24 protein-coding genes are annotated in these 23929 nt (G+C 65.3%); 18 read left to right on the plus strand and 6 right to left on the minus strand.

The genetic code is table 11. The features are described 5' to 3' along the window. Window positions 1-83: 83 nt before the first annotated feature. Together RFN30_RS13465 and otsB are read left to right on the plus strand one after the other, a co-directional pair. Window positions 84-1877 carry an alpha,alpha-trehalose-phosphate synthase (UDP-forming) gene (locus tag RFN30_RS13465; RefSeq protein ID WP_320262573.1) on the plus strand — a complete coding sequence of 598 codons (1794 nt, stop codon included), beginning with the start codon at window positions 84-86 and terminating at the stop codon, window positions 1875-1877. After that, window positions 1874-2698, plus strand: a complete 825-nt coding sequence (gene otsB, locus RFN30_RS13470; protein WP_320262574.1) for a trehalose-phosphatase — start codon at window positions 1874-1876, stop codon at window positions 2696-2698. The genes RFN30_RS13465 and otsB overlap by 4 nt, the downstream gene beginning before the upstream one ends. A 52-nt stretch (window positions 2699-2750) precedes the next feature. On the opposite strand, the gene RFN30_RS13475 is transcribed toward otsB, so the two are convergent. Both RFN30_RS13475 and RFN30_RS13480 read right to left on the minus strand, forming a co-directional pair. Beyond that, the gene (locus RFN30_RS13475) at window positions 2751-3059 is read right to left on the minus strand and encodes a hypothetical protein (protein WP_320262575.1); all 309 of its coding nucleotides are present in this window, start codon (window positions 3057-3059) and stop codon (window positions 2751-2753) included. Window positions 3060-3281: 222 nt separating this feature from the next. After that, entirely contained in the window at window positions 3282-4313 is a 1032-nt protein-coding gene (locus tag RFN30_RS13480) for a hydroxyacid dehydrogenase (RefSeq protein WP_320262576.1), read from the minus strand. A gap of 144 nt (window positions 4314-4457) precedes the next feature. Here RFN30_RS13480 and RFN30_RS13485 point away from each other — a divergent pair, with 144 nt between their 5' ends. The 5 genes from RFN30_RS13485 to RFN30_RS13505 all read left to right on the plus strand — a co-directional run bounded on the left by RFN30_RS13485 (window position 4458) and on the right by RFN30_RS13505 (window position 9348). Beyond that, window positions 4458-5531, plus strand: a complete 1074-nt coding sequence (locus RFN30_RS13485) for a LacI family DNA-binding transcriptional regulator (RefSeq protein ID WP_320262577.1) — start codon at window positions 4458-4460, stop codon at window positions 5529-5531. Window positions 5532-5605: 74 nt separating this feature from the next. Next, window positions 5606-6595: a sugar ABC transporter substrate-binding protein gene (locus tag RFN30_RS13490; protein ID WP_320262578.1), complete on the plus strand. Its 990-nt coding sequence runs from the start codon at window positions 5606-5608 to the stop codon at window positions 6593-6595. A 131-nt stretch (window positions 6596-6726) separates the two neighbouring features. Then, window positions 6727-7719, plus strand: coding sequence for an ABC transporter permease (locus RFN30_RS13495; RefSeq protein WP_320262579.1), 993 nt, complete (start codon window positions 6727-6729; stop codon window positions 7717-7719). Further along, window positions 7716-8492 carry an ATP-binding cassette domain-containing protein gene (locus tag RFN30_RS13500; protein WP_320262580.1) on the plus strand — a complete coding sequence of 259 codons (777 nt, stop codon included), beginning with the start codon at window positions 7716-7718 and terminating at the stop codon, window positions 8490-8492. Before RFN30_RS13495 ends, RFN30_RS13500 begins: the two co-directional genes overlap by 4 nt. A gap of 1 nt (window position 8493) precedes the next feature. Further along, a complete protein-coding gene (locus RFN30_RS13505; protein ID WP_320262581.1) occupies window positions 8494-9348 on the plus strand; it encodes a sugar phosphate isomerase/epimerase family protein in 855 nt (284 codons plus the stop codon). A gap of 8 nt (window positions 9349-9356) precedes the next feature. Here the strand turns inward: RFN30_RS13505 and RFN30_RS13510 are convergent, their stop codons facing one another. Beyond that, window positions 9357-11018, minus strand: a complete 1662-nt coding sequence (locus RFN30_RS13510) for an alkaline phosphatase family protein (RefSeq protein ID WP_320262582.1) — start codon at window positions 11016-11018, stop codon at window positions 9357-9359. A gap of 120 nt (window positions 11019-11138) precedes the next feature. On the opposite strand from RFN30_RS13510, the gene pcaD reads away from it, so the two are divergent. From pcaD to pobA, 6 genes are read left to right on the plus strand one after another with little or no spacing between them, the layout of a single operon-like run. Continuing rightward, complete coding sequence (gene pcaD / locus RFN30_RS13515; RefSeq protein WP_320262583.1) at window positions 11139-11951, plus strand: 3-oxoadipate enol-lactonase; 813 nt, start codon at window positions 11139-11141, stop codon at window positions 11949-11951. Then, window positions 11944-12354 carry a 4-carboxymuconolactone decarboxylase gene (gene pcaC / locus RFN30_RS13520; RefSeq protein ID WP_320262584.1) on the plus strand — a complete coding sequence of 137 codons (411 nt, stop codon included), beginning with the start codon at window positions 11944-11946 and terminating at the stop codon, window positions 12352-12354. Before pcaD ends, pcaC begins: the two co-directional genes overlap by 8 nt. Next, window positions 12347-13099, plus strand: coding sequence for a protocatechuate 3,4-dioxygenase subunit beta (gene pcaH, locus RFN30_RS13525; RefSeq protein WP_320262585.1), 753 nt, complete (start codon window positions 12347-12349; stop codon window positions 13097-13099). Before pcaC ends, pcaH begins: the two co-directional genes overlap by 8 nt. Beyond that, complete coding sequence (pcaG, locus tag RFN30_RS13530; RefSeq protein WP_320262586.1) at window positions 13099-13713, plus strand: protocatechuate 3,4-dioxygenase subunit alpha; 615 nt, start codon at window positions 13099-13101, stop codon at window positions 13711-13713. Before pcaH ends, pcaG begins: the two co-directional genes overlap by 1 nt. 11 nt (window positions 13714-13724) lie before the next feature. Then, complete coding sequence (locus RFN30_RS13535; RefSeq protein WP_320262587.1) at window positions 13725-14777, plus strand: 3-carboxy-cis,cis-muconate cycloisomerase; 1053 nt, start codon at window positions 13725-13727, stop codon at window positions 14775-14777. Window positions 14778-14835: 58 nt separating this feature from the next. Then, a complete protein-coding gene (pobA, locus tag RFN30_RS13540; RefSeq protein ID WP_320262588.1) occupies window positions 14836-16008 on the plus strand; it encodes a 4-hydroxybenzoate 3-monooxygenase in 1173 nt (390 codons plus the stop codon). 13 nt (window positions 16009-16021) lie between these two features. On the opposite strand, the gene pcaF is transcribed toward pobA, so the two are convergent. From pcaF to RFN30_RS13555, 3 genes are read right to left on the minus strand one after another with little or no spacing between them, the layout of a single operon-like run. After that, on the minus strand, window positions 16022-17227 hold the full coding sequence (gene pcaF, locus RFN30_RS13545) for a 3-oxoadipyl-CoA thiolase (RefSeq protein ID WP_320262589.1): 1206 nt from the start codon (window positions 17225-17227) through the stop codon (window positions 16022-16024). Continuing rightward, window positions 17228-18025, minus strand: a complete 798-nt coding sequence (locus tag RFN30_RS13550) for a CoA-transferase subunit beta (protein WP_320262590.1) — start codon at window positions 18023-18025, stop codon at window positions 17228-17230. It abuts the gene before it with no gap. Continuing rightward, window positions 18022-18879, minus strand: a complete 858-nt coding sequence (locus RFN30_RS13555; protein ID WP_320262591.1) for a CoA transferase subunit A — start codon at window positions 18877-18879, stop codon at window positions 18022-18024. The genes RFN30_RS13550 and RFN30_RS13555 overlap by 4 nt, the downstream gene beginning before the upstream one ends. Before the next feature lie 109 nt (window positions 18880-18988). On the opposite strand from RFN30_RS13555, the gene RFN30_RS13560 reads away from it, so the two are divergent. From RFN30_RS13560 to RFN30_RS13580, 5 genes are all read left to right on the plus strand, one after another. Beyond that, window positions 18989-19759, plus strand: coding sequence for an IclR family transcriptional regulator domain-containing protein (locus RFN30_RS13560; RefSeq protein ID WP_320262592.1), 771 nt, complete (start codon window positions 18989-18991; stop codon window positions 19757-19759). A 101-nt stretch (window positions 19760-19860) separates the two neighbouring features. Continuing rightward, the gene (locus tag RFN30_RS13565) at window positions 19861-21054 is read left to right on the plus strand and encodes an MFS transporter (RefSeq protein ID WP_320262593.1); all 1194 of its coding nucleotides are present in this window, start codon (window positions 19861-19863) and stop codon (window positions 21052-21054) included. Window positions 21055-21175: 121 nt separating this feature from the next. Beyond that, a complete protein-coding gene (locus tag RFN30_RS13570) occupies window positions 21176-21901 on the plus strand; it encodes a GntR family transcriptional regulator (RefSeq protein ID WP_320262594.1) in 726 nt (241 codons plus the stop codon). Window positions 21902-21903: 2 nt separating this feature from the next. After that, on the plus strand, window positions 21904-22935 hold the full coding sequence (locus RFN30_RS13575; RefSeq protein WP_320262595.1) for an ADP-ribosylglycohydrolase family protein: 1032 nt from the start codon (window positions 21904-21906) through the stop codon (window positions 22933-22935). Continuing rightward, entirely contained in the window at window positions 22932-23906 is a 975-nt protein-coding gene (locus RFN30_RS13580; RefSeq protein WP_320262596.1) for a PfkB family carbohydrate kinase, read from the plus strand. The genes RFN30_RS13575 and RFN30_RS13580 overlap by 4 nt, the downstream gene beginning before the upstream one ends. Window positions 23907-23929 lie beyond the last annotated feature (23 nt).

Below are 23929 nucleotides of genomic sequence, written 5' to 3' on the forward strand. Positions count from 1 at the left end.
CAGACCCGTACCGGCCCTACCGGTCCGCAGCCGGCAAGAACGAAAAACAAAATAGCGGACAGCCGGAGGCAACCTGGCATTCAATGGCACAGTATGGCGTCGACCTCTTGTGGGTCCTTATTCTGGCGAGTCTGGGACTTTCCGCTTTCGCGATCTTCATTTCAGTATCCAGGCACCGTCGTCAGCATTCCAAGGTTGTGAACTCGCCTTCTTTCGGTGACGACGTCGCTTCGGAAGCCGCGCGCAAGGTGTTGCGCGAGGTCGAGAAGAACGGGCAGTCGGTGGACGCTGCCCTCGTCACCTGGTCACCGGAGACGCTGCGCAAGATTCTTGCCGAGGATCTGCCGGACGCGCAGGTCATCGTCGTTTCCAACCGCGAGCCTTACATCCACAATGAGGACAAGAACGGCGATGTCCAGCTCGTCGTGCCGGCGAGCGGACTGGTCTCGGCGCTGGAGCCGATCACGCGCGCCTGTGCCGGCACCTGGATCGCCTATGGCGGCGGAAGCGCGGACCGTCAGGTGGTCGACGGCGACGACCGCGTGCAGGTGCCGCCCGAAAATCCATCCTATGCGCTGCGCCGGGTCTGGCTGACCGAAGAGGAATACCAGGGCTATTATCTCGGCTTCGCCAATGAAGGGCTGTGGCCGCTCTGCCATATCGCCTTCACCCGACCGATCTTCCGCGAGTCGGACTGGGAGGCCTATGAGGCCGTCAACCGCAAATTCGCCGATACGGTGGTTGCCGAGGCCCGCAACGAGCGGCCGATCGTGCTGGTCCAGGATTATCATTTCGCGCTTCTGCCGCGCATGATCCGCGAACGCCTGCCCGAGGCGATCGTCATCACGTTCTGGCACATTCCGTGGCCGAACTCGGAAGTGTTCAGCATCTGTCCGTGGCGCGAGCGCATCCTGGACGGGCTGCTGGGCAGCTCGATCATCGGCTTCCACACCCAGTTCCATGCCAACAACTTCACCGAGAGCGTCGACCGCTTCATGGAAAGCCGGATCGAACGGGCGGATGCCGCGGTGTCCTATGGCGGCCAGACGACGTTGGTCCACGCCTATCCGATCTCCATCGAATGGCCCGTCCAGCTGCTGAAGAGCCTGCCGCCGGTCGAGGAATGCCGCGCGCACATCCGCGAGCGGTTCGGGATTCCCGCCGACGCCAAGCTGTGCGTCGGCGTCGAGCGGCTCGACTACACCAAGGGCATTCTCGACCGCTTCCATGCGCTGGAGGAACTGTTCATCCGCTACCCCGAAATGATCGGCAAGGCGGTGTTCCTGCAGATCGCCGCACCGAGCCGGGGCACGTTGCCGGCCTATAAGCATCTGCATGAGGAATGCCAGCGCCTCGCCGAGGAACTCAACGAGCGCTACGGCAGCGGCAGCTATCGCCCGGTCGTGCTCGTGGCCGAGCATCACTCGCAGAAGGACGTCTACAAGATCTACCGCGCGGCCGACATCTGCCTGGTCACCAGCCTGCATGACGGCATGAACCTCGTGGCCAAGGAATTCGTCGCCGCGCGCGACGACGAAGAGGGCGTGCTCCTGCTCAGCACGTTTGCCGGCGCCTCGCGTGAATTGCTGGAAGCGCTCATCGTCAATCCTTACGACGCGGCGATGATGAGCGAAGCCATGCGTCAGGCGCTGATCATGGGGCCCGACGAGCAGCGCGAGCGCATGCGGCGCATGCGCGAGATCGTGCGCGACAATAACGTCTATCGCTGGGCCGGCAGCATGCTGCTCGACGCGGCGCGGCTGAGGAAGCGCGGCGAGCTCGACCGGGTCACCGCATTATCCGAACGGCCGGCGATCGCCAACGGCGACAATGTCGTCTCCATATTCGAACGCAAACAGGCAGCCGGATACCGATGAATATTCAGACAGATTTGACGCCGCGCCTTCCCGACGGCCGGTGGGCGCTCTTCCTCGACATTGACGGCACTCTGCTGGAGCATGCCGCACATCCCGATAGCGTGTCGGTCAGCGACGACCTGCGGCTCCTCCTGGAGACGGTCGAGCGCCGGCTGGACGGCGCGCTCGCCTTCATCACCGGCCGCTCGATCGCGGCTGTCGATGGACTGTTCGATCCCTTGAAGCTGCGGATCGCCGGTCTCTACGGGCTGGAGCACAGGTTGACGCCGGACGGGCAGATCGAGGCCGCCGACGAGCCGGCAGATATGGCCGCACTTGCCGACGAGATCGAGCTGGAGCTGGCAAGCCAGGCCGTCTATGTCGAGCGCAAGGGCCCGGTATTGGCCATCCACACAAGGGCGGCGCCGCATTTGCTCATCCGCGCGACCGAACTGGTCGAAGCGGCGGCGCTTGCCCGGCTGCCAAAAGGCTACCGGGTGATTGCCGGCAACGCCGGCGTCGAGCTGATGCCGCTGGAAGCGGCCAAGGGCGCCGCGATCCGGCGCTTCATGCAGCTCGATCCGTTCAGCGGCAGGCGGCCGGTGTTCCTCGGCGACGACACGTCCGATGAAAACGGTTTTGAGACCGTCAATGCCGCGGGCGGGATCTCGATCCGCGTGAAGCCGCAAGGCGAGACCGCGGCACGCTTCGCCATTGCCGATGTCGCCAGCGCAATTGCCTGGCTGGAGGCGAATTTCGGCGCAGTCGACAAACATGCGAACCGCGACGATGTGATGGCCGCCAGCCGCATTCCGACCGAGGCCTCACCGCCAAGCCGTTGATCATGTAAAAACGGCCCCGCGAACGGGGCCGTATATGCGCCTGCGCGGGCCGCTACTTGCTGCCGCCATTCTCCTTGACGCTGCTGCAGAACTCCGGATGGGTGTTGGCTGCGTTGGCGTTCTTGGCCTCGTCCGCACACGCCGTCATCATCGCCTTTTGATCCTCGGGCGAAAGTGCCTTCCACGCCTTTGTGAAGGCGTCCTTGCTGACCATCGTCTTCATGCTGGAGTCGGTATAGAAGGGCTGCATCTTGGCTGGATCGTCGAGTGCCGACGTGCCGGAACCCGAAGCGGCAGCAAGCGCGGAGCCCGCAACCATCGAAAGCGCCACCGCGCTGAAGCATATCATCTTGACGTTCATGACATAGACCTCCTGTTTCTCCGGATCGTTCGAGAAACGATCGGATTACCAACGGAAGGTCTGGATCAAGGTTCCTCTATTCCCCTGCAATGCAGAAAAAGATTCTGAATAGACGCGCCGACGAGGGCCGAACTTTCCCATCGTCCGCCATTAAGTTTGCTTGCACTACGCCGGCAAGCAATCATCGGCAGGAACGCAGCCGGCTCCAGGCGACAGGCGCGCTCAGTTCCTGTCGACCGGCTTGGAGCGCATCCGGGAAACGGTCTCGCGCTCGGCGCGCTTGGAGCGCATCGGCGGCAGGCCGCGATCGACGAGGTCCATGTCTTCCAGCACCATGTCGCCCATGCGCTTGAAGGCGACGTCGAGCGCGCCGGCGCGGTGGGCCGAGCGCAGGAAACCGGGCAGGGCGCGCACCGGATGCTTTTTCGCCAGCGGCTCTTCCGGGAAGACGTCGCTGGCGGCAACGATATGGCCGCTTCGCACGGCCTCCATCAAGGCCGGGAAATCGACGACGCCGGCGCGGCTCAGCAGGATGAAGGCAGCCCCTTTGCGCATCTTGGCGAAGGCGTCGGCGCCGAGGAAACCTTGGTTCTCGCTGGTCACCGAGGCGACGACGAAAACGAAATCGCTCTGCGATAGCACGTCATCCAGCGATGCCGGGTCGACGCCATTGTCGACGAGGATCGACGGCGGCAGCCAGGGATCGAAGACCCTGGTGCGGGTGCGGAAGCCGGTCAGCAGTCGATTGAGCGCTCGGCCAAGATCGCCGAAGCCGATGATGCCGACATCGGCTCCGGAAAGAAGGCGTGCCGTCTGGTTGCCGTCGCCGCCCCACAGCTCCTTGCCTTGCCGGAAGGCGAGGTCGGCATCGACGATGTCGCGCGCCAGGTTGAGCGCCATGGCAAGACCGAGCTCCGCGACCGGCTCGGCGAAGACCAGCCCGGTGGTGACGACGTGGATGCCGCGGGCGAACAGCGTCTCATAGGGCATGTTGTTGATGAGGTTGGTCTCGACGTTGAAGATACAGCGCAGCGCCTTTAATTTCTCCAGCGTCTGAGGCGCGATCGGCGGCTGGCCGACGATGTAGCGCGCTTCGGCCAGTACGTCTGCCGGCAACTTTGAGACGCCTTCGGGCGTTGTTTCGACGATGCGATATTTTCTGCGAAAAAGGGCCAGCTGCGGTGGCGTGAAGATCAGGTCGAGCGTGCGCGGTTCGGGCGCGCTGATGACCAGCGGCAAGGACTTGTCGGACATGGTTCATCCTCCCAGTGTGATTGGATCGCGTCAATCACGTCCGTGTTTTATCCCGGATGAAACGATTTACAATAGCGAAAAATCGATTTATCGGTTACTTTGACGATGGCGGCAAAGTGGCTGCCCGCTCTTGGGAGGAAGCCAATGGCGCAGAAGGAAGCCCAACAGCGGCGCCCGTCGATCCACGACGTGGCAAGCCATGCGGGCGTGTCCGCCGCCACCGTCTCCAAGGTCCTTTCCGGCGTCACCACGGTGAAGCCGGAAAACGCTCAGCGCGTCCTTGATGCCGTCGAACTGCTCGGCTACCGCGTCGACCCGCTCGCCTCGGATATGCGGCGTGCCAAGCGTCGTATCATCGGTGCCATCATGCCCGAGTTCGAAAGCGAGTTCTTCGGCCAGATGGTCAGCGAGCTCGAAGGCTTCGCCGAGCAGCGCGGCTATACGCTGGTCGCTGCCTCCAGCCGTGAATCGGAAGCGCGCGAGAAGGAGATCCTTGCCCGCATGCATGATTGGCGCGTCGCCGGCGTCGTGCTAGCGCCGGTGCGCAACGAGCACGGACCGGCGGCCGGTTTCATGAAGGCGAACGGTATGACCGGCGTGCTGATCGACCGCGTGCTTGCCGATGACGCCTTCGACACGGTTTCGGCAGACAGCGCGGCGGCAAGCGCCGAAGTGGCGCGCGCGCTTGTCGGCCACGGCCATCGCCACATCCTTGTCGTCGGCCTCGGCCAGCAGGCGGCGACGGTGCGCGCCCGCCTCGAAGGGTTTCGCAACACGGCACTCAAGCTTGCACCCGACATCCGCATCGACGTCGTGCTCTGCGAAAGCGATGTCGGACCTTTGCGGGCGCTGCTTCACGACTATTTCAGCAAGCGGGAAGCCGGCGGCGACCGGCCGACGGCGGTCTATTCGCTGTTCCTCAAAGGCACGCTGGTGGCGCTGTCGGAGTTCCGGCGGCGCGGCTGGCATTGCCCGAACGACATCTCGCTGGTCGGCTTCGACGACGCCGAATGGATGCAGGTGACGTGGCCGGCGATTGCCGCCGTGGTGCAGCCGGTGCGCGAGATCGCCGGCAACGCGATGGAGGTTTTGTTTCGCAGGATCGAAGGCGAGCGCGGCCCACCGAGGGCGCGGCTCGAGCCTTGCAAGGTGTTGATGCGGGAATCCGTTGGCTCGCCAGGCAGCGTCCCGCATTCCGGGGGAGGAGACCGACAATAGCCCCCATTGTCGACAACGGAAGAAAGCGCCGGCCCTGGCCGAGGCATCCGGTGCAAGATCAACGGAGGACTGGAATGACATCGCTTATCCTGAAGATAAATCGATTTACCCTTGCCTTGGGCGTGGCTCTGGCATTTTCGGCCATCGGTGTCGCCAAGGCTGAGGATGGCGAATACGGCGTGCTGATGAAGACCTTGGCCAATCCGTTCTGGGGCGCGATGGCCCAGGGCGTCGCGGACGGCGCCAAGGAAGCCGGCGTGAAGTACTTCCAGCAGGCGGCCGAAAGCGACCAGGCGGCCGAGCCGCAGCTCAACCTCTGCAACACGATGCTCGAGCGCAAGCCGGTGGCGATGATCACCGCGGCCATCAACTCGACCAACCTTTTGCCCTGCCTGAAGTCGGCGCAGGCCTCAGGCATGAAGATCGTCGACCTCGACAACAATCTTGACCAGGCGGTGCTCGACAAGGAAGGCGTCAAGGTCACCTTCCACATCGGCTCCGACAATGTCGCGGCCGGTGCCCAAGGAGCCGAATACCTCGTCTCCAAGCTCGGCAAGGACGCCAAGGGGCCGGTGCTGGTGATCGAGGGGCTCTCCGGCAACATCACCGGCGAGAAGCGCGCCAAGGGCTTTGCCGACAAGCTGAAGGAACTGGCGCCGGGGCTGGAGATCGTCGCTTCGCTGCCGGGCGACTGGGATCGCGGCAAGGCGGCCTCGATCGCGACCGACACGCTGACCGCGCACCCCGATCTCGTCGCCATCTTCTCTGCCAATGACACCATGGCGCTGGGCGCGGTGGAATCGGTCTACGCGGCCGGCAAGGGTGAGCAGGTGACGATGATCGGCGTCGACGGCAATGTCGATGCGGTGAAGTCGATCAAGGAAGGGCGCCTCAACGCTTCCGTCGCGCAGCTTCCCTATCTGGTCGGCAAGCAGGCGGTCGAGAACGTCAAGAAGGCGCTCGCCGGCGAGAAGGTCGAGGAAAGCATCGCCGTGCCCACCCTGGTGCTGACCAAGGACATGCTCGACGCCGGCAAGGAGCCGATGCTGCAATATGTAAAATAAGGGAATAGGCAGTAGGGATTAGGCAGTAGGGTAGCAGGCGAGTAGGTGATGCGGTCTGAGGGACAGGACATGCCTGGTCCCTGCCTACTGCCTAATCCCTACTGCCTTACTCCCCTACCGAAGGGTGAAAAATGGCTTCTGAAACAACGGCGCCCGGCTTCTGGGCTCGGGTGCAGCGCGCATCCGTCGAGAGGCTCCACATCAGGCTGGAGTCGCTGCTGGTGCTTGTCTTGCTGAGCGCCGCGATGGCGCTGCTGTCGCCCTTCTTCCTGTCGCTCAGCAACTTTCTCAACATCCTGCTCGCCACATCGACGATCGGTGTGCTCGCGATCGCGGCCACCTTCGTCGTCGGCTCAGGCGGGCTCGATCTGTCGCTCGGCTCGGTCATGGGGCTTGCCGGCGTTGCGGGAGCCTTCGTCGCCGTCAATCTCGGCTGGCCGTCGATCTTCGCGGTGATCGCCTGCATCCTTGCCGGCGCGATTGCCGGCTACATCAACGGACAGCTCGTTACCCGCGCCTTCGTGCCGGCCTTCATCGTCACGCTCGGCATGCTTGGCCTGGCGCGCGGGCTGGCGCTCGTCATCTCGCAGGGCAGGGCGATCTACGGCCTGCCGGCCGAGATCGTCTATATCGGGCAGGGCAGGCCGCTCGGCATTCCGATGCCGGTCATCATCTTCGTGCTGACCGCGATCGTCGCGCACGCGGTGCTCGCCTATACACGCTTCGGCCGCCACACGCTGGCGCTCGGCGACAGCGAGGGCGCCGCGCGCGCCGCCGGCATCCGCGTCGAGCATCATCGCCGCATCATCTACACGCTCTCCGGCGCGCTCGCCGGCCTCGCCGGCCTGCTCTTCACCGCCCGCGTCAATGCCGGTGACCCGACCGCCGGCATCAACTACGAGCTCACCGCCATCACGGCGGCGATCATCGGCGGCACCAACCTGTTCGGCGGCCGTGCCTCGATCCTCGGCACGATGATCGGGGCGCTGATCATGGGCGTCTTACAGAACGGGCTGACGCTGCTCGCGGTGCAGTCCTACTACCAGCAAATGGCGATCGGCGCGGTGCTGATCCTCGCCGTCTTCATCGACCAGTACCAGGTGCGGAAGGAGTCGCGCGTATGACGCTGCTTTCGCTTCATGGCATCCGCAAAAGCTTCGGCGCCGTCGACGTGCTGCATGGCGTCGATCTCTCGGTCGCGGCTGGCGAGGTGGTCGGGCTGGTCGGCGACAACGGCGCCGGCAAGTCGACGCTGATGAAGACCATCACCGGCATCTACCGCGCCGACATGGGCTCGATTGAGTTCGACGGCAAGGACATCCTCGCCCTCGACCCCGGCCAGCGCCGACGTCTGGGCATCGAGATGATCTACCAGGATCTGTCTTTGGCCAAGCAGCAGGATGTGGCTTCCAACATCTTCCTTGGGCGCGAGCCGACGAAACGGCTGTTCGGACTGTTCCCCGGCTTCGTCGACAAAAGCGAGATGGATCGCCAGGCCGCGAAAATGATCGAGCGGTTGGGCGCGCATCTGCCGTCGATAAACCGGTCGGTCGGTTCGTTCTCCGGTGGACAGCAGCAGACGGTGGCGATCGCGCGGGCGCTCACCTTCAATCCGAAGCTCGTGATCATGGATGAGCCGACGGCGGCCCTTGCCGTGCGCGAGGTGCAGAGCGTGCTCGATCTCATCCGGCGGCTGAAGTCGGAAGGCATCGCCGTCATCCTGATCTCGCACCGGCTGAACGACGTGCTGTCGGTCACCGACCGCATCGTCGTTCTGCGGCATGGCAGGGCGGACGCCGATCTCGTCACCGCCAGGACCAATATGAACGAAGTCGTCAGCCGCATCGTCGGCGGCGGCGACATAGCCGCCGCGGCGGCGCATGAACAACGAGGCTGATATGAATACCTTCGGACTGCACACTTTCGCCATCGCGCCGGTCTGGGACCTTGCTCGCATCGAGCCGCAGATGGACCGGCTGAAGGAGCTCGGCATCGGCCTGATGGAAATCCCGCTGCTTCGCCCTGAGGAGATCGACACCAAGCGCACACGCGGCTTCGCCAACCACTATGGCGTCGAGCTCATCCCCTCGCTCGGACTGCCGCGGTCGCTCGACGTGGTCGAGCGGCCGGAGGAAGCGCTGGACTTCCTGCAGCCGGCCTTCAAGGTCTGCAACGAGGTGGGCGCCGAGGCGCTTGGCGGCGTCACCTACGGTACGATCGGCAAGACGACCGGGCGGGCGCCGACGCAAAGGGAGATCGATGGTATCTGCCGCTTCCTCGAACGCGCGGCGAAGTCGGCGAAGTCACGCAGCCTGAAGCTCGGCATCGAGCCCTGCAACCGCTACGAGACGCATCTCATCAACCGCGGCATCGACGCGGCGCGGGTCATCGAGCGGATCGGCGCCGACAACATCTTCATCCATCTCGACACCTATCACATGCATATCGAGGAGGAGAGCTTTGCCGCCGGCTTCGAGGCGGCGGCGCCCTTTCTCGGCTACGTGCATGTGTCGGAGGCCAATCGCGGCGTGCCCGGGCGCGGCATGCTCAACTGGGCGGCCTGCATGAAGGCTATCGCCGACATCGGCTATGAGGGCCCGATCACGCTCGAAAGCATGAACCATGTCGATGTCGACATCGCCGGCGGGCTCGCCGTGTGGCGGCCGGTGGCGGAAGACCCGCGCGACGTCATCGAGGTCGGCCTGCCCTTCCTGCGCGAGGAGGCGAGGAAGGCGGGGCTCACTCTGGGATAGCGGGCGTCCTACTTGCCGGCGCGGCTTGCCAGCCAGCGGCGGCGCGCCTCCTGCTGCTCTGCAAGCTCGGCCTCGTCCCAATAGCCGATGAGCACGCCGGAGCCGACGATCGGATCGAAATGTTCGATCTTGTCGTCGATTTCGGTCAGCCATTCGTCGGGGACGGTGATGCGGTTGTTGGGCAGCGCCAGCCAGCGGATCAGCGCTCTTCGCAGCCGCTCGATCTCGGGCGCCGCCGACGGCTCCCGGCCGAGATCGCGCAGTTCGCCAGGATCGTTCCGGAGATCGAAGAGCATCGGCTCCACACCTTCGCCATGGACGAGTTTGAAGCGGCCGTCGGTGACCATGTAGAGCTTGCAGTCCGACACCGGCATGCCGAGCTTCAGCCGCGCCGCGTCGCCGCTATAGTCATATTCGCTGACGGCAAAGTTGCGCAGGTTTTTCCGTTCGCCGGAGGTGAGCGGCAGCAGCGAGCGGCCTTCGAGGATATGCGGCTTGGCCTTGCCGCCTAGGTAGTCGAGGAAGGTCGGCGCCAGATCGATCATCTCGATCAGCGCGTCCGAGCTGGTTCCGCGTGTGGCGTCGGCTTCCCGGCGCGGATCGTAGACGATCATCGGCACCTTCACCGCGACATCGTGGAACAGGTATTTTTCGCCGAGCCAGTGGTCGCCGAGATAGTCGCCGTGGTCGGAAGTGAAGACGATCAACGTGTTCTCGAACAGGCCGCGCTCCTCCATGAAGTCGAACAGGTGGCCGAGCTGGTCGTCGATCTGCCTGATCAGGCCCATGTAGCAGGGGATGACCGTCTCGCGGACCTGGTCGCGAGAGAAGTTCTTCGAGTAGCGCTCCTGCAGGAAGGCCTCGAAGATCGGATTTGGCGAGGCGCGCTCGGCCTCGCTGCGGATCGGCGGCTGGATATCCGCCTTGCCGTACATGTCGTGATAAGGCGCCGGCACGATATAGGGCCAGTGCGGCTTGATGTAGGAAAGATGCGCGCACCAGGCCTCGCCCTTAGCTTCGGCTTCCTCGATGAAGCGCATGGCGCGGCGGGTCATGTAGGGCGTTTCGGAGTGCTTGTCCGGGATGCGCGCGGGCTTGTCGGCATGGACGAGCAGCCAGCCGCTGAAATTCTCGCCGTTCTCGCCTTCGCCGGAATTGGCCCAATGCTCCCATGGATTTCCGGCGTCGAAGCCGTGCTCGCGCAGATAGCTGTCATAGGCCGGATCGGGGTCGTAACTGGTCGAGGGATGCAGGCCGTCGTCGCGCTCGAACGGCTCGAAGCCGCATTCGGCGACACGCACGCCGATGATGGAATCCCTGGCGATGCCGAGGCGCTCCATGCCTTCCTCGTCGGCTGTCATATGCGTCTTGCCGATGAGCGCGCAGCGCACGCCGATTTCGCGCAGATGATCGCCCAGCGTCGGCTCGCCGACCCTCAGCGGCACGCCATTATGCGTTGAGCCGTGCGAGCGCACATAGCGGCCGGTATAGGCGCTCATGCGCGAGGGACCGCAGACCGTCGACTGCACATAGGCGTTGGTGAAGCGCACGCCGCGGCTGGCGAGCCGGTCGACGTTCGGCGTCTTCAGGCTCTTGTGGCCGGCGCAGCTGAGATAATCGAACCGCAGCTGGTCGCACATGATGAAAAGGACGTTGCGTTTTGAGGTCATTGCTATCCGTGGCTCTCGGACGAGCGGTAATGCCAGAACGGCGAAGTGAATGAAACGCGGCCAAATATCATTTTCTTGAACCGCCAACTGGTGCAATGTCACCTTGGAGGATCGAAAACCGTGCCATTCGTCAGCATAGGCGGCATCACGCTGCACCACCGCGTCATCGATGCGACCGGCACTTCGCGCCCGATCATCTTCATCAATTCGCTCGGCACCGACTTCCGGATCTGGGACGATGTCGTCGCGCGGCTTGCCGGCGAGATGCCGATGCTGGTCTATGACAAGCGCGGCCATGGGCTCTCCGATATCGGCGCCGGCGTACACTCGATCGACGACCATGTCGACGATCTGAGCGCGCTCATCGACCACTTCGGCTTCGACAAGGTGGTGCTCTTCGGCCTCTCGGTCGGCGGCATGGTGGCGCAAGGGCTCTATGCGCGGCGGCCCGAACTCGTCGAGGCGCTGATCCTCAGCGACACCGCGCGCAGAATAGGCACCGCCGAAAGCTGGAACGCGCGCATCGCGACGATCGAGCGCGACGGCATCGAGGCGATCGCCGCCGGCGTGCTGAAAGTGTGGTTCACGCCGGATTTCCATACCGATCGCGCAGCCGAGCTTGCCGGCTGCCGCAACATGCTCGTTAGGCAGGCGCTGCCCGGCTATATCGGCACCTGCATGGCGGTCCGCGACGCCGATTTCACCGACAGCGCGCGCCGCATCGCGGTGCCGACGCTTTGCATCGTCGGCGACCAGGACGGCTCGACGCCGCCCGATCTGGTCCGCGCGCTGGCCGACCTGATCCCCGGCGCGCGCTTCGAGGTAATCCGCGGCGCCGGGCATATCCCCTGCATCGAGCAGCCCGACGCGCTCACCGCCTTGATCCGCGACTTCGTCGCCTCGTTGCCTTCGGAAAAGCATGCCCATGGATGACGACCCCAAGAACACCAGCCGCTACCGGACCGGACTGGAGGTCCGCCGCTCCGTGCTCGGCGACCCGCATGTCGACCGAGCCGGGGATGCGGCGACCGATTTCGATCGGCCGTTCCAGCAGCTGATTACCGAGGCTGCCTGGGGAACGGTGTGGGCGCGACCCGGCCTGTCGAAACGCGAGCGCTCGATCGTGACGCTGGCGCTGCTTGCTGCCCTCGGCCATGACGAGGAGGTCGCCATGCATGTGCGCGCCACCGCCAATACGGGGGCCTCGCGCGACGACATCCGCGAGGCCTTCCTGCATGTCGCGATCTATGCCGGTGTGCCGGCCGCCAACCGCGCCTTCAGGATAGCCAAGGAGGTGTTCTCGCAGATGGACGGAGGCGAGAACACGCATGCCTGAGCCCGGCTCCAACCGGACGCCGGAAACCGGCGCCTTCTTCCAGCGCGACCGCCAATGGCACCCACCGCCCTTCACGCCGGGCTACAAGAGCTCGGTGCTGCGCTCGCCGCAGAAGGCGCTGATCGCCTTCGATAATACGTTGTCGGAACTGACCGGCCCGGTGTTCGGCCATGCCATGCTCGGCGAGCTCGACAACGACCTGATCCACAATTTCGCCAGGCCGGGCGAAAGCGCCATCGGCGAGCGCATCATCGTCCATGGACGCGTGCTCGACGAGCGCGGCAGGGGCATGCCCGGCGTGCTGCTCGAGTTCTGGCAGGCCAATGCCGGCGGCCGCTACCGCCACAAGAAGGATGGGTATCTGGCGCCGCTCGATCCGAATTTCGGCGGCTGCGGCCGCACCATCACCGCCGAGGACGGCGGCTACGCCTTTCGCACGGTTAGGCCGGGTCCTTATCCCTGGCCGAACGGCCCGAACGACTGGCGGCCGGCGCATATCCATTTTTCGGTGTTCGGCCACGGCTTCGCGCAGCGGCTGATCACGCAGATGTATTTCGAAGGCGATCCGCTGATCTGGCGCTGCCCGATCGTCGGCGGCATTTCCAACAGGGCCGCCATCGAAGCGCTGATCGCCGCGCTCGACATGCAGTCGACCATCCCGATGGACGCGCTCGCCTACAAGTTCGACATCGTGCTGCGCGGGCGGCGTTCGACGCTGTTCGAGAACAGGCCGGAGGGCAATTGATGGCGCAGTCGCTCGACCGGCTGAAGGAGAGCCCCTCGCAGACCGCCGGACCCTATGTCCATATTGGGCTGACTCCGAATTTCTGCGGCATCGGCGGCGTCTACGACAACGACCTTGGCTCGACCATGGTCAACGACCAGACCAGGGGCGAGCGGGTCGCACTGCGCATCCGGGTGCTCGATGGCACCGGCACGCCGCTCAAGGATGCGCTGGTCGAGATCTGGCAGGCGGACGCCAACGGGCTCTACAATTCGCCCGCCGAATTGCGCGGCGCGGCCGATCCGAACTTTTTGGGCTGGGGCCGACAACCGACCGACATGGAAACGGGCGTTTGCCGGTTCCAGACGATCAAGCCCGGGCGCGTGCCGTTCCGCGACGGCCGGTTGATGGCGCCGCACATCACGCTGTGGATCGTGGCGCGCGGCATCAATATTGGCCTCAACACGCGGCTCTATTTCTCCGACGAGGAGGAGGCCAATGCCGAGGATCCGATCCTTGCCCGCATCGAGCATCGCGTGCGGGTGCCGACGCTGATCGCCGAGCGCCAGGGCGACACTTACGTCTTCGATGTCCACCTCCAGGGCGAGAAGGAGACGGTCTTCTTCGACAGCTGACCGTGGCCGACATGACTGTTTCGCCTTTCGATCATCCGCTGCTTTCCGGCCTGCTCGGCGACGAGGAGGCGGCGAGGCATTTTTCCCTGGAAGCCGATATCGCCGCGATGCTCGCCTTCGAAAGGGCACTGGCCGAGGCGGAAGCTGAATGCGGCGTGGTTTCGCGTGATACCGAGGCAGCGATCGTCAAAGCGCTGGCCGCGTTCCGGCCCGACACAGCCAAGCTGAGGGCAGGGGTCGCCAAGGACGGCGTCGTGGTGCCGGAACTGGTGCGCCAGATCAGGGCGGCGGTCGGCGGGCAGCACCGCGAATTCGTTCATTTCGGCGCGACCAGCCAGGATGTCATCGATACCTCGCTGGTGCTCAGGCTGCGCCAAGCGGTCGAGCATATCGGTCTACTGCTCAGCGAAAACATCGTGCGCCTTGCCAGCCTCGAACAGGAGTTCGGGGGCAGGGCGCTGACGGCGATGACGCGCATGCAGCGGGCAATCCCAATCACGGTGGCCGACCGGATCGTTGCGTGGCGGGCACCACTCGAGCGCCACCAGCAGCGCTTGAAGCAACTGGCCGGCCGGCTGCTCGTGGTGCAGTTCGGCGGCGCGGCCGGCACACTCGACAAGCTCGGCGACAGAGCGCCGGTAGTACGCGCGGCACTTGCCGCGAAGCTCGGCCTCGGCGATGCGCCGCAATGGCATAGCCAGCGGGACGCGCTGGCCGATTTCGCCGGCTGGCTGTCGCTCGTCACCGGCAGCCTCGGCAAGTTCGGCCAGGATGTCGCGCTGATGGCGCAAGCCGGCACCGACATCGAGCTCTCGGGTGGCGGTGGCTCGTCGGCCATGCCGCACAAGCAGAACCCGGTGAAGGCAGAGGCGCTGGTGGCACTTGCCCGCTTCAACGCAAGCCAGCTTTCCGGCATTTACCAGACGCTGGTGCATGAGCAGGAGCGCTCGGGCGCAGCCTGGACGCTGGAATGGCTTCTGCTGCCGCAGATGGTGGTGGCGACGGCTGCCGCGCTGAGGCTTGCGGCGGAGCTCGCCGGTCAGATCGAGAGCCTTGGGCACTAACGCTGTCGCCCAAAAGTGCGCAGCGGTTTTGGGATAACGACATGTGGGAAGGGACTTGATGCGCTCGCAGGTCGTCATCGTAGGCTCGGGACCGTCGGGCCTGCTGCTCGGTCAGCTTCTCGCGACCATCGGTATCGAGACAATCATCCTCGAGCGGTCGAGCCGCGAGCATGTGCTTGGACGGGTGCGCGCCGGCGTGCTCGAGCAAGGCACGGTCGACCTGCTTGGCGAGGCGGGCGCCGCGGAGAGACTCCATGCCGAAGGTCTGCCGCATTCCGGCATCTCGCTCGCCTTCGATGGGCGTCTGCACCGCATAGACCTCACTGGCCTGACCGGCGGCAAGCACGTCACCGTCTACGGGCAGACCGAGGTGACGCATGATTTGATGGACAAGCGCGAAGGGGTGGGGCTCGTCACCGTCTATGAGGCCTCGAATGTGGCGCTGCACGATTTTGCCGGCGCATCGCCTTTCGTCACTTACGACAAGGACGGCGTCACGCATCGCGTCGACTGCGACTTCATCGCCGGCTGCGACGGCTATCACGGCACAAGCCGCAGGTCGGTGCCGGAGGGCGCGCTGAAGACGTTCGAACGGCAGTATCCGTTCGGCTGGCTGGGCGTGCTGGCTGAAGTGCCGCCGGCCGACCATGAGCTGATCTACGCCAATCACGAGCGGGGTTTTGCGCTCTGCTCGATGCGCTCGCCGCGCCGCAGCCGCTACTACGTGCAGGTTCCCGCCGATGAGCGCGTCGAGGCCTGGTCCGACGACCGTTTCTGGGACGAGTTGCGCCGGCGCCTGCCGCCGCAGTCGGCGGTGGCCGTCACCACCGGGCCGTCCTTCGAAAAATCGATCGCGCCGCTGCGCTCCTTCGTCGCCGAGCCGATGCGCTTCGGCAGGCTGTTCCTGGTCGGCGACGCCGCCCATATCGTGCCGCCGACAGGCGCCAAGGGCCTCAACCTTGCCGCCAGCGATGTGCGCTATCTCTTTGCCGGGCTTCGCGAATTCTATTCCGACAAATCCGAAGCCGGGCTCGACGCCTATTCAGCGAAGGCGCTGGCGCGGGTCTGGAAGGCGGTGCGCTTCTCCTGGTGGATGACGACGATCCTGCACCGCTTCCCCGAGACCGGCGAGTTCGGCCAGCGCATCCAGGAGGCCGAGCTCGACTATCTCGTGCATTCGAAGGCGGCCTCCACGGCGCTCGCCGAAAACTATGTCGGCCTGCCTTATTGATCGGCCGGAGCTGTCAAACCCGTTCCAGCGCGACCGCGATGCCCTGACCGACGCCGATGCACATGGTGGCTAAAGCGAGCTTGCCGCCGCGCTCGCGCAGCTCCAGCGCCGCCGTGCCGGTGATGCGCGCGCCGGACATGCCGAGAGGATGGCCAAGCGCGATCGCGCCGCCATTCGGATTGACGTGCGCGGCATCCTCGGCGATGCCGAGCTGGCGCAGCACGGCGATGCCTTGCGAGGCGAAGGCTTCGTTCAATTCGACGACATCGAACCGGTCGGGCGTCAGGCCAAGACGGGCGCAGAGCTTTTTCGTCGCCGGTGCCGGGCCGATGCCCATGATGCGCGGCGCGACGCCGGCCACAGCGCCGCCGAGGATGCGGGCGATCGGCGTCAGGCCATGTTTCTTCGCCGCCGCTTCCGAAGCGACGATGAGGGCGGCCGCGCCGTCATTGACGCCGGAGGCATTGCCGGCGGTCACGGTGCCGCGCTCGCGGAACGGCGTCGGCAGCTTGGCCAGGGCCTCGACGGTCGTGCCGGCGCGGGGATGCTCGTCCTTCGCGACGACGACCGGGTCGCCCTTCTTCTGCGGGATCGTCACCGGCGTGATCTCCTTCGCCAACCGGCCGTTGGCTTGCGCCGCGACCGCCTTGTCCTGGCTGCGCGCGGCAAAGGCGTCCTGGTCGGCTCTGCTGACGGAAAAATCCTCGGCGACGTTCTCGCCGGTCTCCGGCATGGAATCGACGCCATACTGCTTCTTCATCAGCGGATTGATGAAGCGCCAGCCGATGGTGGTGTCGTGGATCTCGGCGTTGCGCGAGAAGGCGGCGTCGGCCTTCGGCATGACGAAAGGCGCGCGGCTCATCGATTCCACCCCGCCGGCAATCATCAGCTCGGCCTCGCCGGCCTTGATGGCGCGCGCGGCGATGGTGACGGCGTCCATGCCGGAGCCGCAGAGACGGTTGACGGTCGAGCCCGGAATGTCCTGGGGCAGGTCGGCAAGCAGCAGCGCCATGCGGGCGACGTTGCGGTTGTCCTCGCCGGCCTGGTTGGCGCAGCCATAGACGACGTCGTCGACAGCCGCCCAGTTGACACGCGGGTTGCGCTCAATGAGTGCTTTCAGCGGGACTGCGGCGAGGTCGTCGGCGCGCACCGAGGACAGGGCGCCGCCGAAGCGGCCGATCGGCGTGCGGATGTAATCGCAGATGAAGGCGTCAGTCATTTATGCAGCTTTCCCTTTGGCGATTCCCGCATGCGCGGCCTTGGTGCGGGCCTGCAGGTCGCGCAATGTCTTCAGCTCGAGTTCTGTCGGCGCCGGCGTCTCGTCAAGCGCCTCGGCGAACTTTACGACCCAGCCACAGGTCGCCTGCACCTCTTCGCGGGTGACGCCGGGATGCAGCGACACCACGGTGAATTCCTTGCTCACCGGGTCCGGCTTCCAGATGGCGAGGTCGGTGATCAACAAGGTCGGCCCCGCCGTGTCGATGCCGAGGCGCTTGCGGTGGTCGCCGCCTTCGCCGTGGCCGAAGGAGGTGAAGAAGTCGATCTTCTCGACCATACCGCGCTTCGACTGCGCCATGGTGATGTAGACCTCTCTCGACGAGGTGGCGATCTCCGGCGCGCCACCGCCGCCGGGAAGGCGGGTCTTGGGATGCGCGTAGTCGCCGATCACCGTGGTGTTGATGTTGCCGAACTTGTCGAGCTGGGCGGCACCGAGGAAACCGATCGACATGCGGCCGCCCTGCAGCCAGTAGCGGAACATCTCCGGCACCGCGACCGTGGTGACCGCCGTCTCGCACAACTCGCCGTCGCCGATCGACAACGGCAGAACGTCCGGCGCGGTGCCGATCGTGCCGCTTTCGTAGATCAGCGTGATGTCCGGAGCATGCGTCAGCCGCGCGACGTTGCAGGCGGCCGACGGCGCGCCGATGCCGACGAAGCAGACATCGTCGTTTCTCAGCGCGCGGCTGGCGGCGATCGTCATCATCTCGTTGGGAGTAAAGCCCAAATCCTCGCTCATGCGGCTTTCCTCAGATGCTCGACGCGGGCGGCGAAGTCGTCGGCGCTGCTCTCTATGACGTTCTTCCTGATCCATGCCTGGAAGCGGTCGCGGTCGGCGGCGATCTCGTCCCATTCGAGATAGGCGGCGTTGTCGCGCTCGTAATAGCCATGCGTGTAGGAGGGATGCGAGCCGCCGGGCACGACCGCGATCGCGGCGATCGTCCAACTCGGCAGCACGGTGAGGTTGGGGTGGAGGTCGTCGAAATTGTCGACCACTTCCTCGACGGTCACCACGGCGCGCCTGGCCGCGAGCACGGCTTCCTTCTGGATACCGATGATGCCTTCGACCAGCACATTGCCCATCCTATCGGCCTTCTGTGCGTGGATGAAGGTGACGTCGGGCCGGATCGCCGGAACAGCGGCAAGCACCTCGCCGGTGAACGGGCAGGTGACGGATCTGATGTTCGGGTTGACCGCGGCAAGGCCGGCGCCGCGATAGCCGCGAAACACCGCGCAGGGCAGGCCGGCCGCGCCCGCCTCATAGGCGTTGGCCATGCCGGCGTGGCTGTGTTCCTCGACCTCGATCTCGCGCGGAAAGCCGTTTTCGATGGCGTCTCGAACGCGCCTGAGCAGGCCGACGCCCGGATTGCCGAGATAGGAGAAGACGATCTTCTTCGCCATGCCCATGCCGATCATCTGGTCGTAGATCAGGTCGGGCGTCATGCGGATCAGCGTCAGGTCGCGAAAGCCCAGGCGGATCGCCTCATGCGCGGCGGCGGTCGGGATCAGATGGGTGAAGCCTTCGAAGGCGACCGTGTCGCCATCATGCAAATTCTCCGCGACAGCTTCTTTCAGCGGCAGGAACTTGACCATCGTGGCGGCTCCGGAGATGTAAGAAAGTTCGCATTGCGAACATAAGTTTTCTATGTGATATTCTTATCGTGACAACCAGCCCAGAGTCAACGCCAGCCTGGAAACGTCCGTGGAAAAGGAAGCAACTTCGCGCGATCATGTCGGCTCGCTGGAACGCGGCCTGGCGGTGATGGAGATCCTCGCCCGCCATCCGGCCGGCATGACGCTGACCGAGATGGCCGAGGAGGCGGGCCTGACCCGAGCCGGCGCCCGCCGCTTCCTGCTGACGCTCACCGCCACCGGTTATGCGACGCAATCGGGCCGTCTGTTTTCGCTGTCGCCGCGGCTTCTGACCGTCGCCCGGACATGGCTCGGCGGCGCTTCGCTGTGGACCTTTGCCATGCCGATCATGCGCGAGGTGGCGGCGAGGTTCGATGAAGCCTGTAATGCGGCGGTGCTGTCGGGCGAGGATGTCGTCTATGTCGCCCGCATTCCCGGGCGCCGCATCTTGAGCGTTGCGCTCGATATCGGCACGCGGCTGCCCGCTTATTGCACCTCGATGGGTCGCGTGCTGCTCTCCGGGCTGGGCGCGGACGAGTTGAAGACCTTTCTTGCCGAGGCGAGGATCGAGCGGCGGACGCCGAAGACGATCGCCAGCCGCGCCGCGTTGGGCAAGGCCATCGACAAGGCGAAAGCGGATGGCTTCGCCATCGTCGACGAGGAACTGGAGCTCGGCCTGCGCTCGATCGCCGTGCCGATCAAGGATCGCGCCGGCCGCACGGTGGCCGCCATCAATGTCTCGACCCAGTCGGCGCGCTTCTCGGTCGAGGCGATGGAGCGCGACATCCTGCCGGCGCTGCTGAAGGCAAGGCAGCGCGTGGAGGCGTTTTTCTTCGTTTGAGAGCGGCCAACACCGCTCGCTGGCAGGTTTGACTCCCTTCCAGCATGATATCCTCAACTCCAGCTACGATGCTGGAGTGAAACCGTCGAGAGACCAGACCGGTGGGGCGGATACATCCGGCGATTTTTCTCTTTGCCGCCCGCGCCCTGCGCGATTTCGGCGACGGCTTCGTGGCCGTGCTGCTGCCCGTCTACCTGCTCGCCCTCGGATTCACGCCTCTGCAGGTCGGGGTCATCGCCACGGCCTCGCTGCTCGGTTCCGCGCTGCTGACTATAGGTGTCGGATTCCTCGGCGCCAGACACGATCATCGTCAACTCCTGCTGGCCGGCGCTGGTTTGATGATTGCTACTGGCGTGGCTTTTGCCGTCGTCCATGACTACGCTTTGCTGCTGGTCGTCGCGCTCGCCGGCACGATCAACCCCTCGGCCGGCAGTGTCAGCGTGTTCGTGCCGCTGGAGCATGCCGTGCTCACGCGCGAGGTCACGGAGCGTGAGCGTACCAGGATGTTCGCACGCTACAGTCTCGTGGGCGCGTTCGCGGGCGCCGCAGGCGGACTCGCAGCGGGGATACCCGACCTTCTGGCGCCGGTTGGCCTCGACCGACTTGCCGGCATCAAGGCCATGTTCGTCCTTTACGCGCTTCTCGGTCTGCTCGGCGGTTCGCTCTACGCGTGCATCCCGCGCCGCCCGGCGTTGGCTATCGGCACAGCCGCCGCGCTCGGTCCCTCTCGCTACGTTGTCTTCAAGCTTGCGGCCCTGTTCAGTCTCGATGCCTTCGCAGGAGGCTTCGTCGTCCAATCGCTGCTCGCCCTTTGGCTTTTCGAGCAGTTCAACCTCTCGCTTTCGCAGGCAGGTGTTTTCTTCTTCTGGTCGGGCGTGCTGTCGGCGCTCTCGTTTCCTGTGGCCGCCCGACTGTCGCGGCGCATCGGCCTGATCAACACGATGGTCTTCACCCACATTCCGTCCAGTGTCGCCTTGATGCTGGCGGCGCTGGCGCCGACGCTGCCCCTGGCGCTGGTCTTCCTGCTGATCCGGGCGGCGCTGTCGCAGATGGATGTGCCGACGCGCTCGTCCTACGTCATGGCCGTCGTAACGGAGGCGGAACGGGCGGCCGCGGCGAGCTTCACGTCGGTGCCGCGCAGCCTTGCCGCCTCGATCAGCCCTGTGCTTGCCGGAGCTCTCTTTGCCGCGTCATTCCGAGCATGGCCGCTGCTGATCTGCGGTACGCTGAAGATCGTCTACGATCTCCTGTTGCTAGCGCAATTCCGCCGCCTGAAACCTCCAGAGGAACGCTGACGAGACCGGGCCGAGCTGCTGAAAGTTCGGCATGACTCACGGGAACCCATTCCGCGATTGACGCCGCCATTCAAATGCAATATTGAACAGGGTTATACAGGTTCACTGAACAGGTATTGATATGGCCCGTCGCGCGACGCAGCTCACTCCCGGCACCGGCAAGCCCGAGCAGATCGCAACGGTGCTGGAGCATGAGATCCGCTCCGGTGTGCTCGGCTTCGGCGACCGCCTGCAGAGCGAACACGAACTCGTCCAGCGCTTCTCGGTCAGCCGCAATACGGTCCGCAAGGGGCTGGAAGAGCTTTCCAGCCGCGGTCTCATCACCACCAAGGTCGGCATCGGTTCCTTCGTCACCTTCGACGGCATGCCCGTTGATGACGCGATCGGCTGGTCGCGCGCGCTGGCCAATGCGGGCGCCAATGCCGAGACGCGGACTTTGCGGCTCGAGATCATCGAAGACGTCGATCTCGCGGCAAGACTCGGCGTCGAGAACCCGTCCTTCATCGCCGTCGACCGTGTGCGCACCAATGCCGATGACGGCCATGCCATTTCGATCGAGCGCAGCCGCCTGCCGTTGTCGCCGGAACTGGAGGAGGTGCCCCTGCGCGGTCTGCGCGAGGGCTCGTTGCACCAGACGCTGCGCGGAGCAGGGCTGGTGCCCGACCATGGCGAGGAGTGGGTCGATATCGAGATGCTGAGCGCCGCCGATGCCGCCATCCTCGACTGCGCGCCGGGCACGCCATTCCTCAGGACGCGGCGGCTGACGCGCGCCGCCGACGGCCGCGCCATCGAATTCGTCACCAGCCTGCTCAACCCGGCGCATTTCGCGCTGCATCTGGAGTTCTGAGCATGGCGGCCGACGCGATCGACCGGGCAATGGGCGCGCTGATCGGCGGGGCGCTCGGCGATGCGCTGGGCATGCCGACGCAGTTGCTGTCGCCCGCCCGCATCGCCGAGCTTTACGGCCATGTCGAGGATTTCGTCGCGCCGGCCGCCGACCATCCGGTGTCGAAGGGGCTGCCGGCCGGTACTATTACCGACGATACCGAGCAGGCGCTGCTGCTTGGCCGCATCCTGGTCAGTTCCGGCGAGCGCTTCGACCATTCGCGCTGGGTGAACGCGCTGCTCGACTGGGAGCGGGATGTGAAGGCGCGCGGCAGCTACGACCTGCTTGGACCTTCGACCAAACGCGCCATCGACGCCATCAATGACGGCGTGCCGGCGGAAGAGGCGGGACGCAGCGGCGACACCAATGGTGCCGCGATGCGGATCGCGCCGGTTGGCATCATGACTCCCCCGGAACCGCTCGATGCACTGGTTGCGAACGTCGCGGAAACCTGCCGGGCTACGCACAACACGTCGATTGCGATTGCCTCCGCTGCAGCAGTCGCGGCGGCCATCAGCAGCGGCGTCGCCGGCAGCGACTGGCGCGCGGCTTCCGAGCAGGCCGTGACGGCGGCGCGGCTGGGGACGAAGCTCGGACATTGGGTCACCGGCGGCGACATCGCCGCGCGGATCGCGTGGACGCGGGAACTCGTGCGCGGTAAGGCGGAGAAGGACGCAATCAAGCTGATCGTCGACCTGGTCGGCACCGGTGTCGCCAGCCAGGAATCGGTGCCGGCGGCGTTCGCAGTGCTGGAGGTGGCGCAAGGCGACGCGTGGCGGGCGGCTGTCATTGCCGCCAATCTCGGCGGCGACACCGATACGATCGGCGCCATTGCCGCCGGCATGGCCGGCGCCTGCTCGGGTCTGGCGCGGCTGCCGCAGGACCCCATCGCGAGGCTGCAGGGCGTCGACCTTGCCGAGGTTCGCGCGCTGGCCGATGATCTGGTCGCCGCGCGAAACGCGAAGGCCCGCTCCGGCAAGGAGGCCGCCGCATGAGCGCGCGGCTCGTCCATGTCGGCAGCGCGGTGGTGGACTATGTCTACCGCATCGACGCCTTGCCGACACCGGGCACGGAAAAGACCGCGTCGAGCTACGCGCGAGTCGCAGGCGGCGGCTTCAACATGGTGGTCGCGGCGAGTCGTGCCGGCATGAAGGTGGTGTTCGGTGGCCAGTTGGGAACAGGACCTGACGGCGACTTCCTGCGCGCCGCTTTCGCAGCCGAAGGCATCGAGACGCTGACGCCGCCATCGCCTGTGATGGACAGCGGCAATTGCGTTGCCATGATCAGCGGCGACGCCGAACGGACTTTCGTCTCCTGGCCAGGTGCCGAAAGCCAGCTCACGCTCGACATGATGGTTCCGGTCGAAGTCACAGCTGGGGATTGGGTTTTTGCTTCCGGTTACACGCTGAGCTATCCCGGCAGCCGCGACGCGCTCGCCGACTGGATCGAGGCGCTGCCGGCGGACATTCCTTTCGTGTTCGATCCGACGCCGGTAATCGCCGAGATTCCGCGGCCGATCCTGGACCGGGTTCTCGCGCGCACGACATGGCTGAGCTGCAACACCGACGAGGCCGCCGAAATCGCCGGCGCGGGCGATGCGCAGACCGTCGCGATCCGATTGCTCGCCGAGCATTGCCCCAAGGCTGCAGGCGTCGTCATCCGTGCCGGCGCGCGTGGCTGCCTGGTGCGGCTGGCAGAAGGCGGCACGCGCGCCATCCCCGGCTTTGAAGTGACGGCGGTCGACACCAATGGTGCCGGCGACACCCACATTGGCGCCTTCGTCAGCGCATTGTCGCGTGGCCTGTCGCCTTACGAAGCGGCCCGCTATGCGAACGCCGCCGCAGCCCTTTCCGTTACGCGTCATGGCGGCTCATCAGCGCCGACGGACACAGAAATCGAGGAATTCCTTGCCCTTCACGATCAAGCGGTGATCGAGCATGGCGAGGAGCAAGAGGCCACAACTTAACAAGCCCATCAACCGGGCAAACA

It is taken from the genome of Mesorhizobium dulcispinae (assembly GCF_033977345.1).
Lineage (GTDB): Bacteria > Pseudomonadota > Alphaproteobacteria > Rhizobiales > Rhizobiaceae > Mesorhizobium > Mesorhizobium dulcispinae.

What these genes read in the sequence shown, in the direction of transcription:
- RFN30_RS13465 (WP_320262573.1), top strand. Translation starts at nt 84, where the DNA reads ATGGCACAGTATGGCGTCGACCTCTTGTGGGTCCTTATTCTGGCGAGT.
- otsB (WP_320262574.1), top strand. Translation starts at nt 1,874, where the DNA reads ATGAATATTCAGACAGATTTGACGCCGCGCCTTCCCGACGGCCGGTGG.
- RFN30_RS13475 (WP_320262575.1), bottom strand. Translation starts at nt 3,059, where the DNA reads ATGAACGTCAAGATGATATGCTTCAGCGCGGTGGCGCTTTCGATGGTT.
- RFN30_RS13480 (WP_320262576.1), bottom strand. Translation starts at nt 4,313, where the DNA reads ATGTCCGACAAGTCCTTGCCGCTGGTCATCAGCGCGCCCGAACCGCGC.
- RFN30_RS13485 (WP_320262577.1), top strand. Translation starts at nt 4,458, where the DNA reads ATGGCGCAGAAGGAAGCCCAACAGCGGCGCCCGTCGATCCACGACGTG.
- RFN30_RS13490 (WP_320262578.1), top strand. Translation starts at nt 5,606, where the DNA reads ATGACATCGCTTATCCTGAAGATAAATCGATTTACCCTTGCCTTGGGC.
- RFN30_RS13495 (WP_320262579.1), top strand. Translation starts at nt 6,727, where the DNA reads ATGGCTTCTGAAACAACGGCGCCCGGCTTCTGGGCTCGGGTGCAGCGC.
- RFN30_RS13500 (WP_320262580.1), top strand. Translation starts at nt 7,716, where the DNA reads ATGACGCTGCTTTCGCTTCATGGCATCCGCAAAAGCTTCGGCGCCGTC.
- RFN30_RS13505 (WP_320262581.1), top strand. Translation starts at nt 8,494, where the DNA reads ATGAATACCTTCGGACTGCACACTTTCGCCATCGCGCCGGTCTGGGAC.
- RFN30_RS13510 (WP_320262582.1), bottom strand. Translation starts at nt 11,018, where the DNA reads ATGACCTCAAAACGCAACGTCCTTTTCATCATGTGCGACCAGCTGCGG.
- pcaC (WP_320262584.1), top strand. Translation starts at nt 11,944, where the DNA reads ATGGATGACGACCCCAAGAACACCAGCCGCTACCGGACCGGACTGGAG.
- pcaH (WP_320262585.1), top strand. Translation starts at nt 12,347, where the DNA reads ATGCCTGAGCCCGGCTCCAACCGGACGCCGGAAACCGGCGCCTTCTTC.
- pcaG (WP_320262586.1), top strand. Translation starts at nt 13,099, where the DNA reads ATGGCGCAGTCGCTCGACCGGCTGAAGGAGAGCCCCTCGCAGACCGCC.
- RFN30_RS13535 (WP_320262587.1), top strand. Translation starts at nt 13,725, where the DNA reads ATGACTGTTTCGCCTTTCGATCATCCGCTGCTTTCCGGCCTGCTCGGC.
- pobA (WP_320262588.1), top strand. Translation starts at nt 14,836, where the DNA reads ATGCGCTCGCAGGTCGTCATCGTAGGCTCGGGACCGTCGGGCCTGCTG.
- pcaF (WP_320262589.1), bottom strand. Translation starts at nt 17,227, where the DNA reads ATGACTGACGCCTTCATCTGCGATTACATCCGCACGCCGATCGGCCGC.
- RFN30_RS13550 (WP_320262590.1), bottom strand. Translation starts at nt 18,025, where the DNA reads ATGAGCGAGGATTTGGGCTTTACTCCCAACGAGATGATGACGATCGCC.
- RFN30_RS13555 (WP_320262591.1), bottom strand. Translation starts at nt 18,879, where the DNA reads ATGGTCAAGTTCCTGCCGCTGAAAGAAGCTGTCGCGGAGAATTTGCAT.
- RFN30_RS13570 (WP_320262594.1), top strand. Translation starts at nt 21,176, where the DNA reads ATGGCCCGTCGCGCGACGCAGCTCACTCCCGGCACCGGCAAGCCCGAG.
- RFN30_RS13575 (WP_320262595.1), top strand. Translation starts at nt 21,904, where the DNA reads ATGGCGGCCGACGCGATCGACCGGGCAATGGGCGCGCTGATCGGCGGG.
- RFN30_RS13580 (WP_320262596.1), top strand. Translation starts at nt 22,932, where the DNA reads ATGAGCGCGCGGCTCGTCCATGTCGGCAGCGCGGTGGTGGACTATGTC.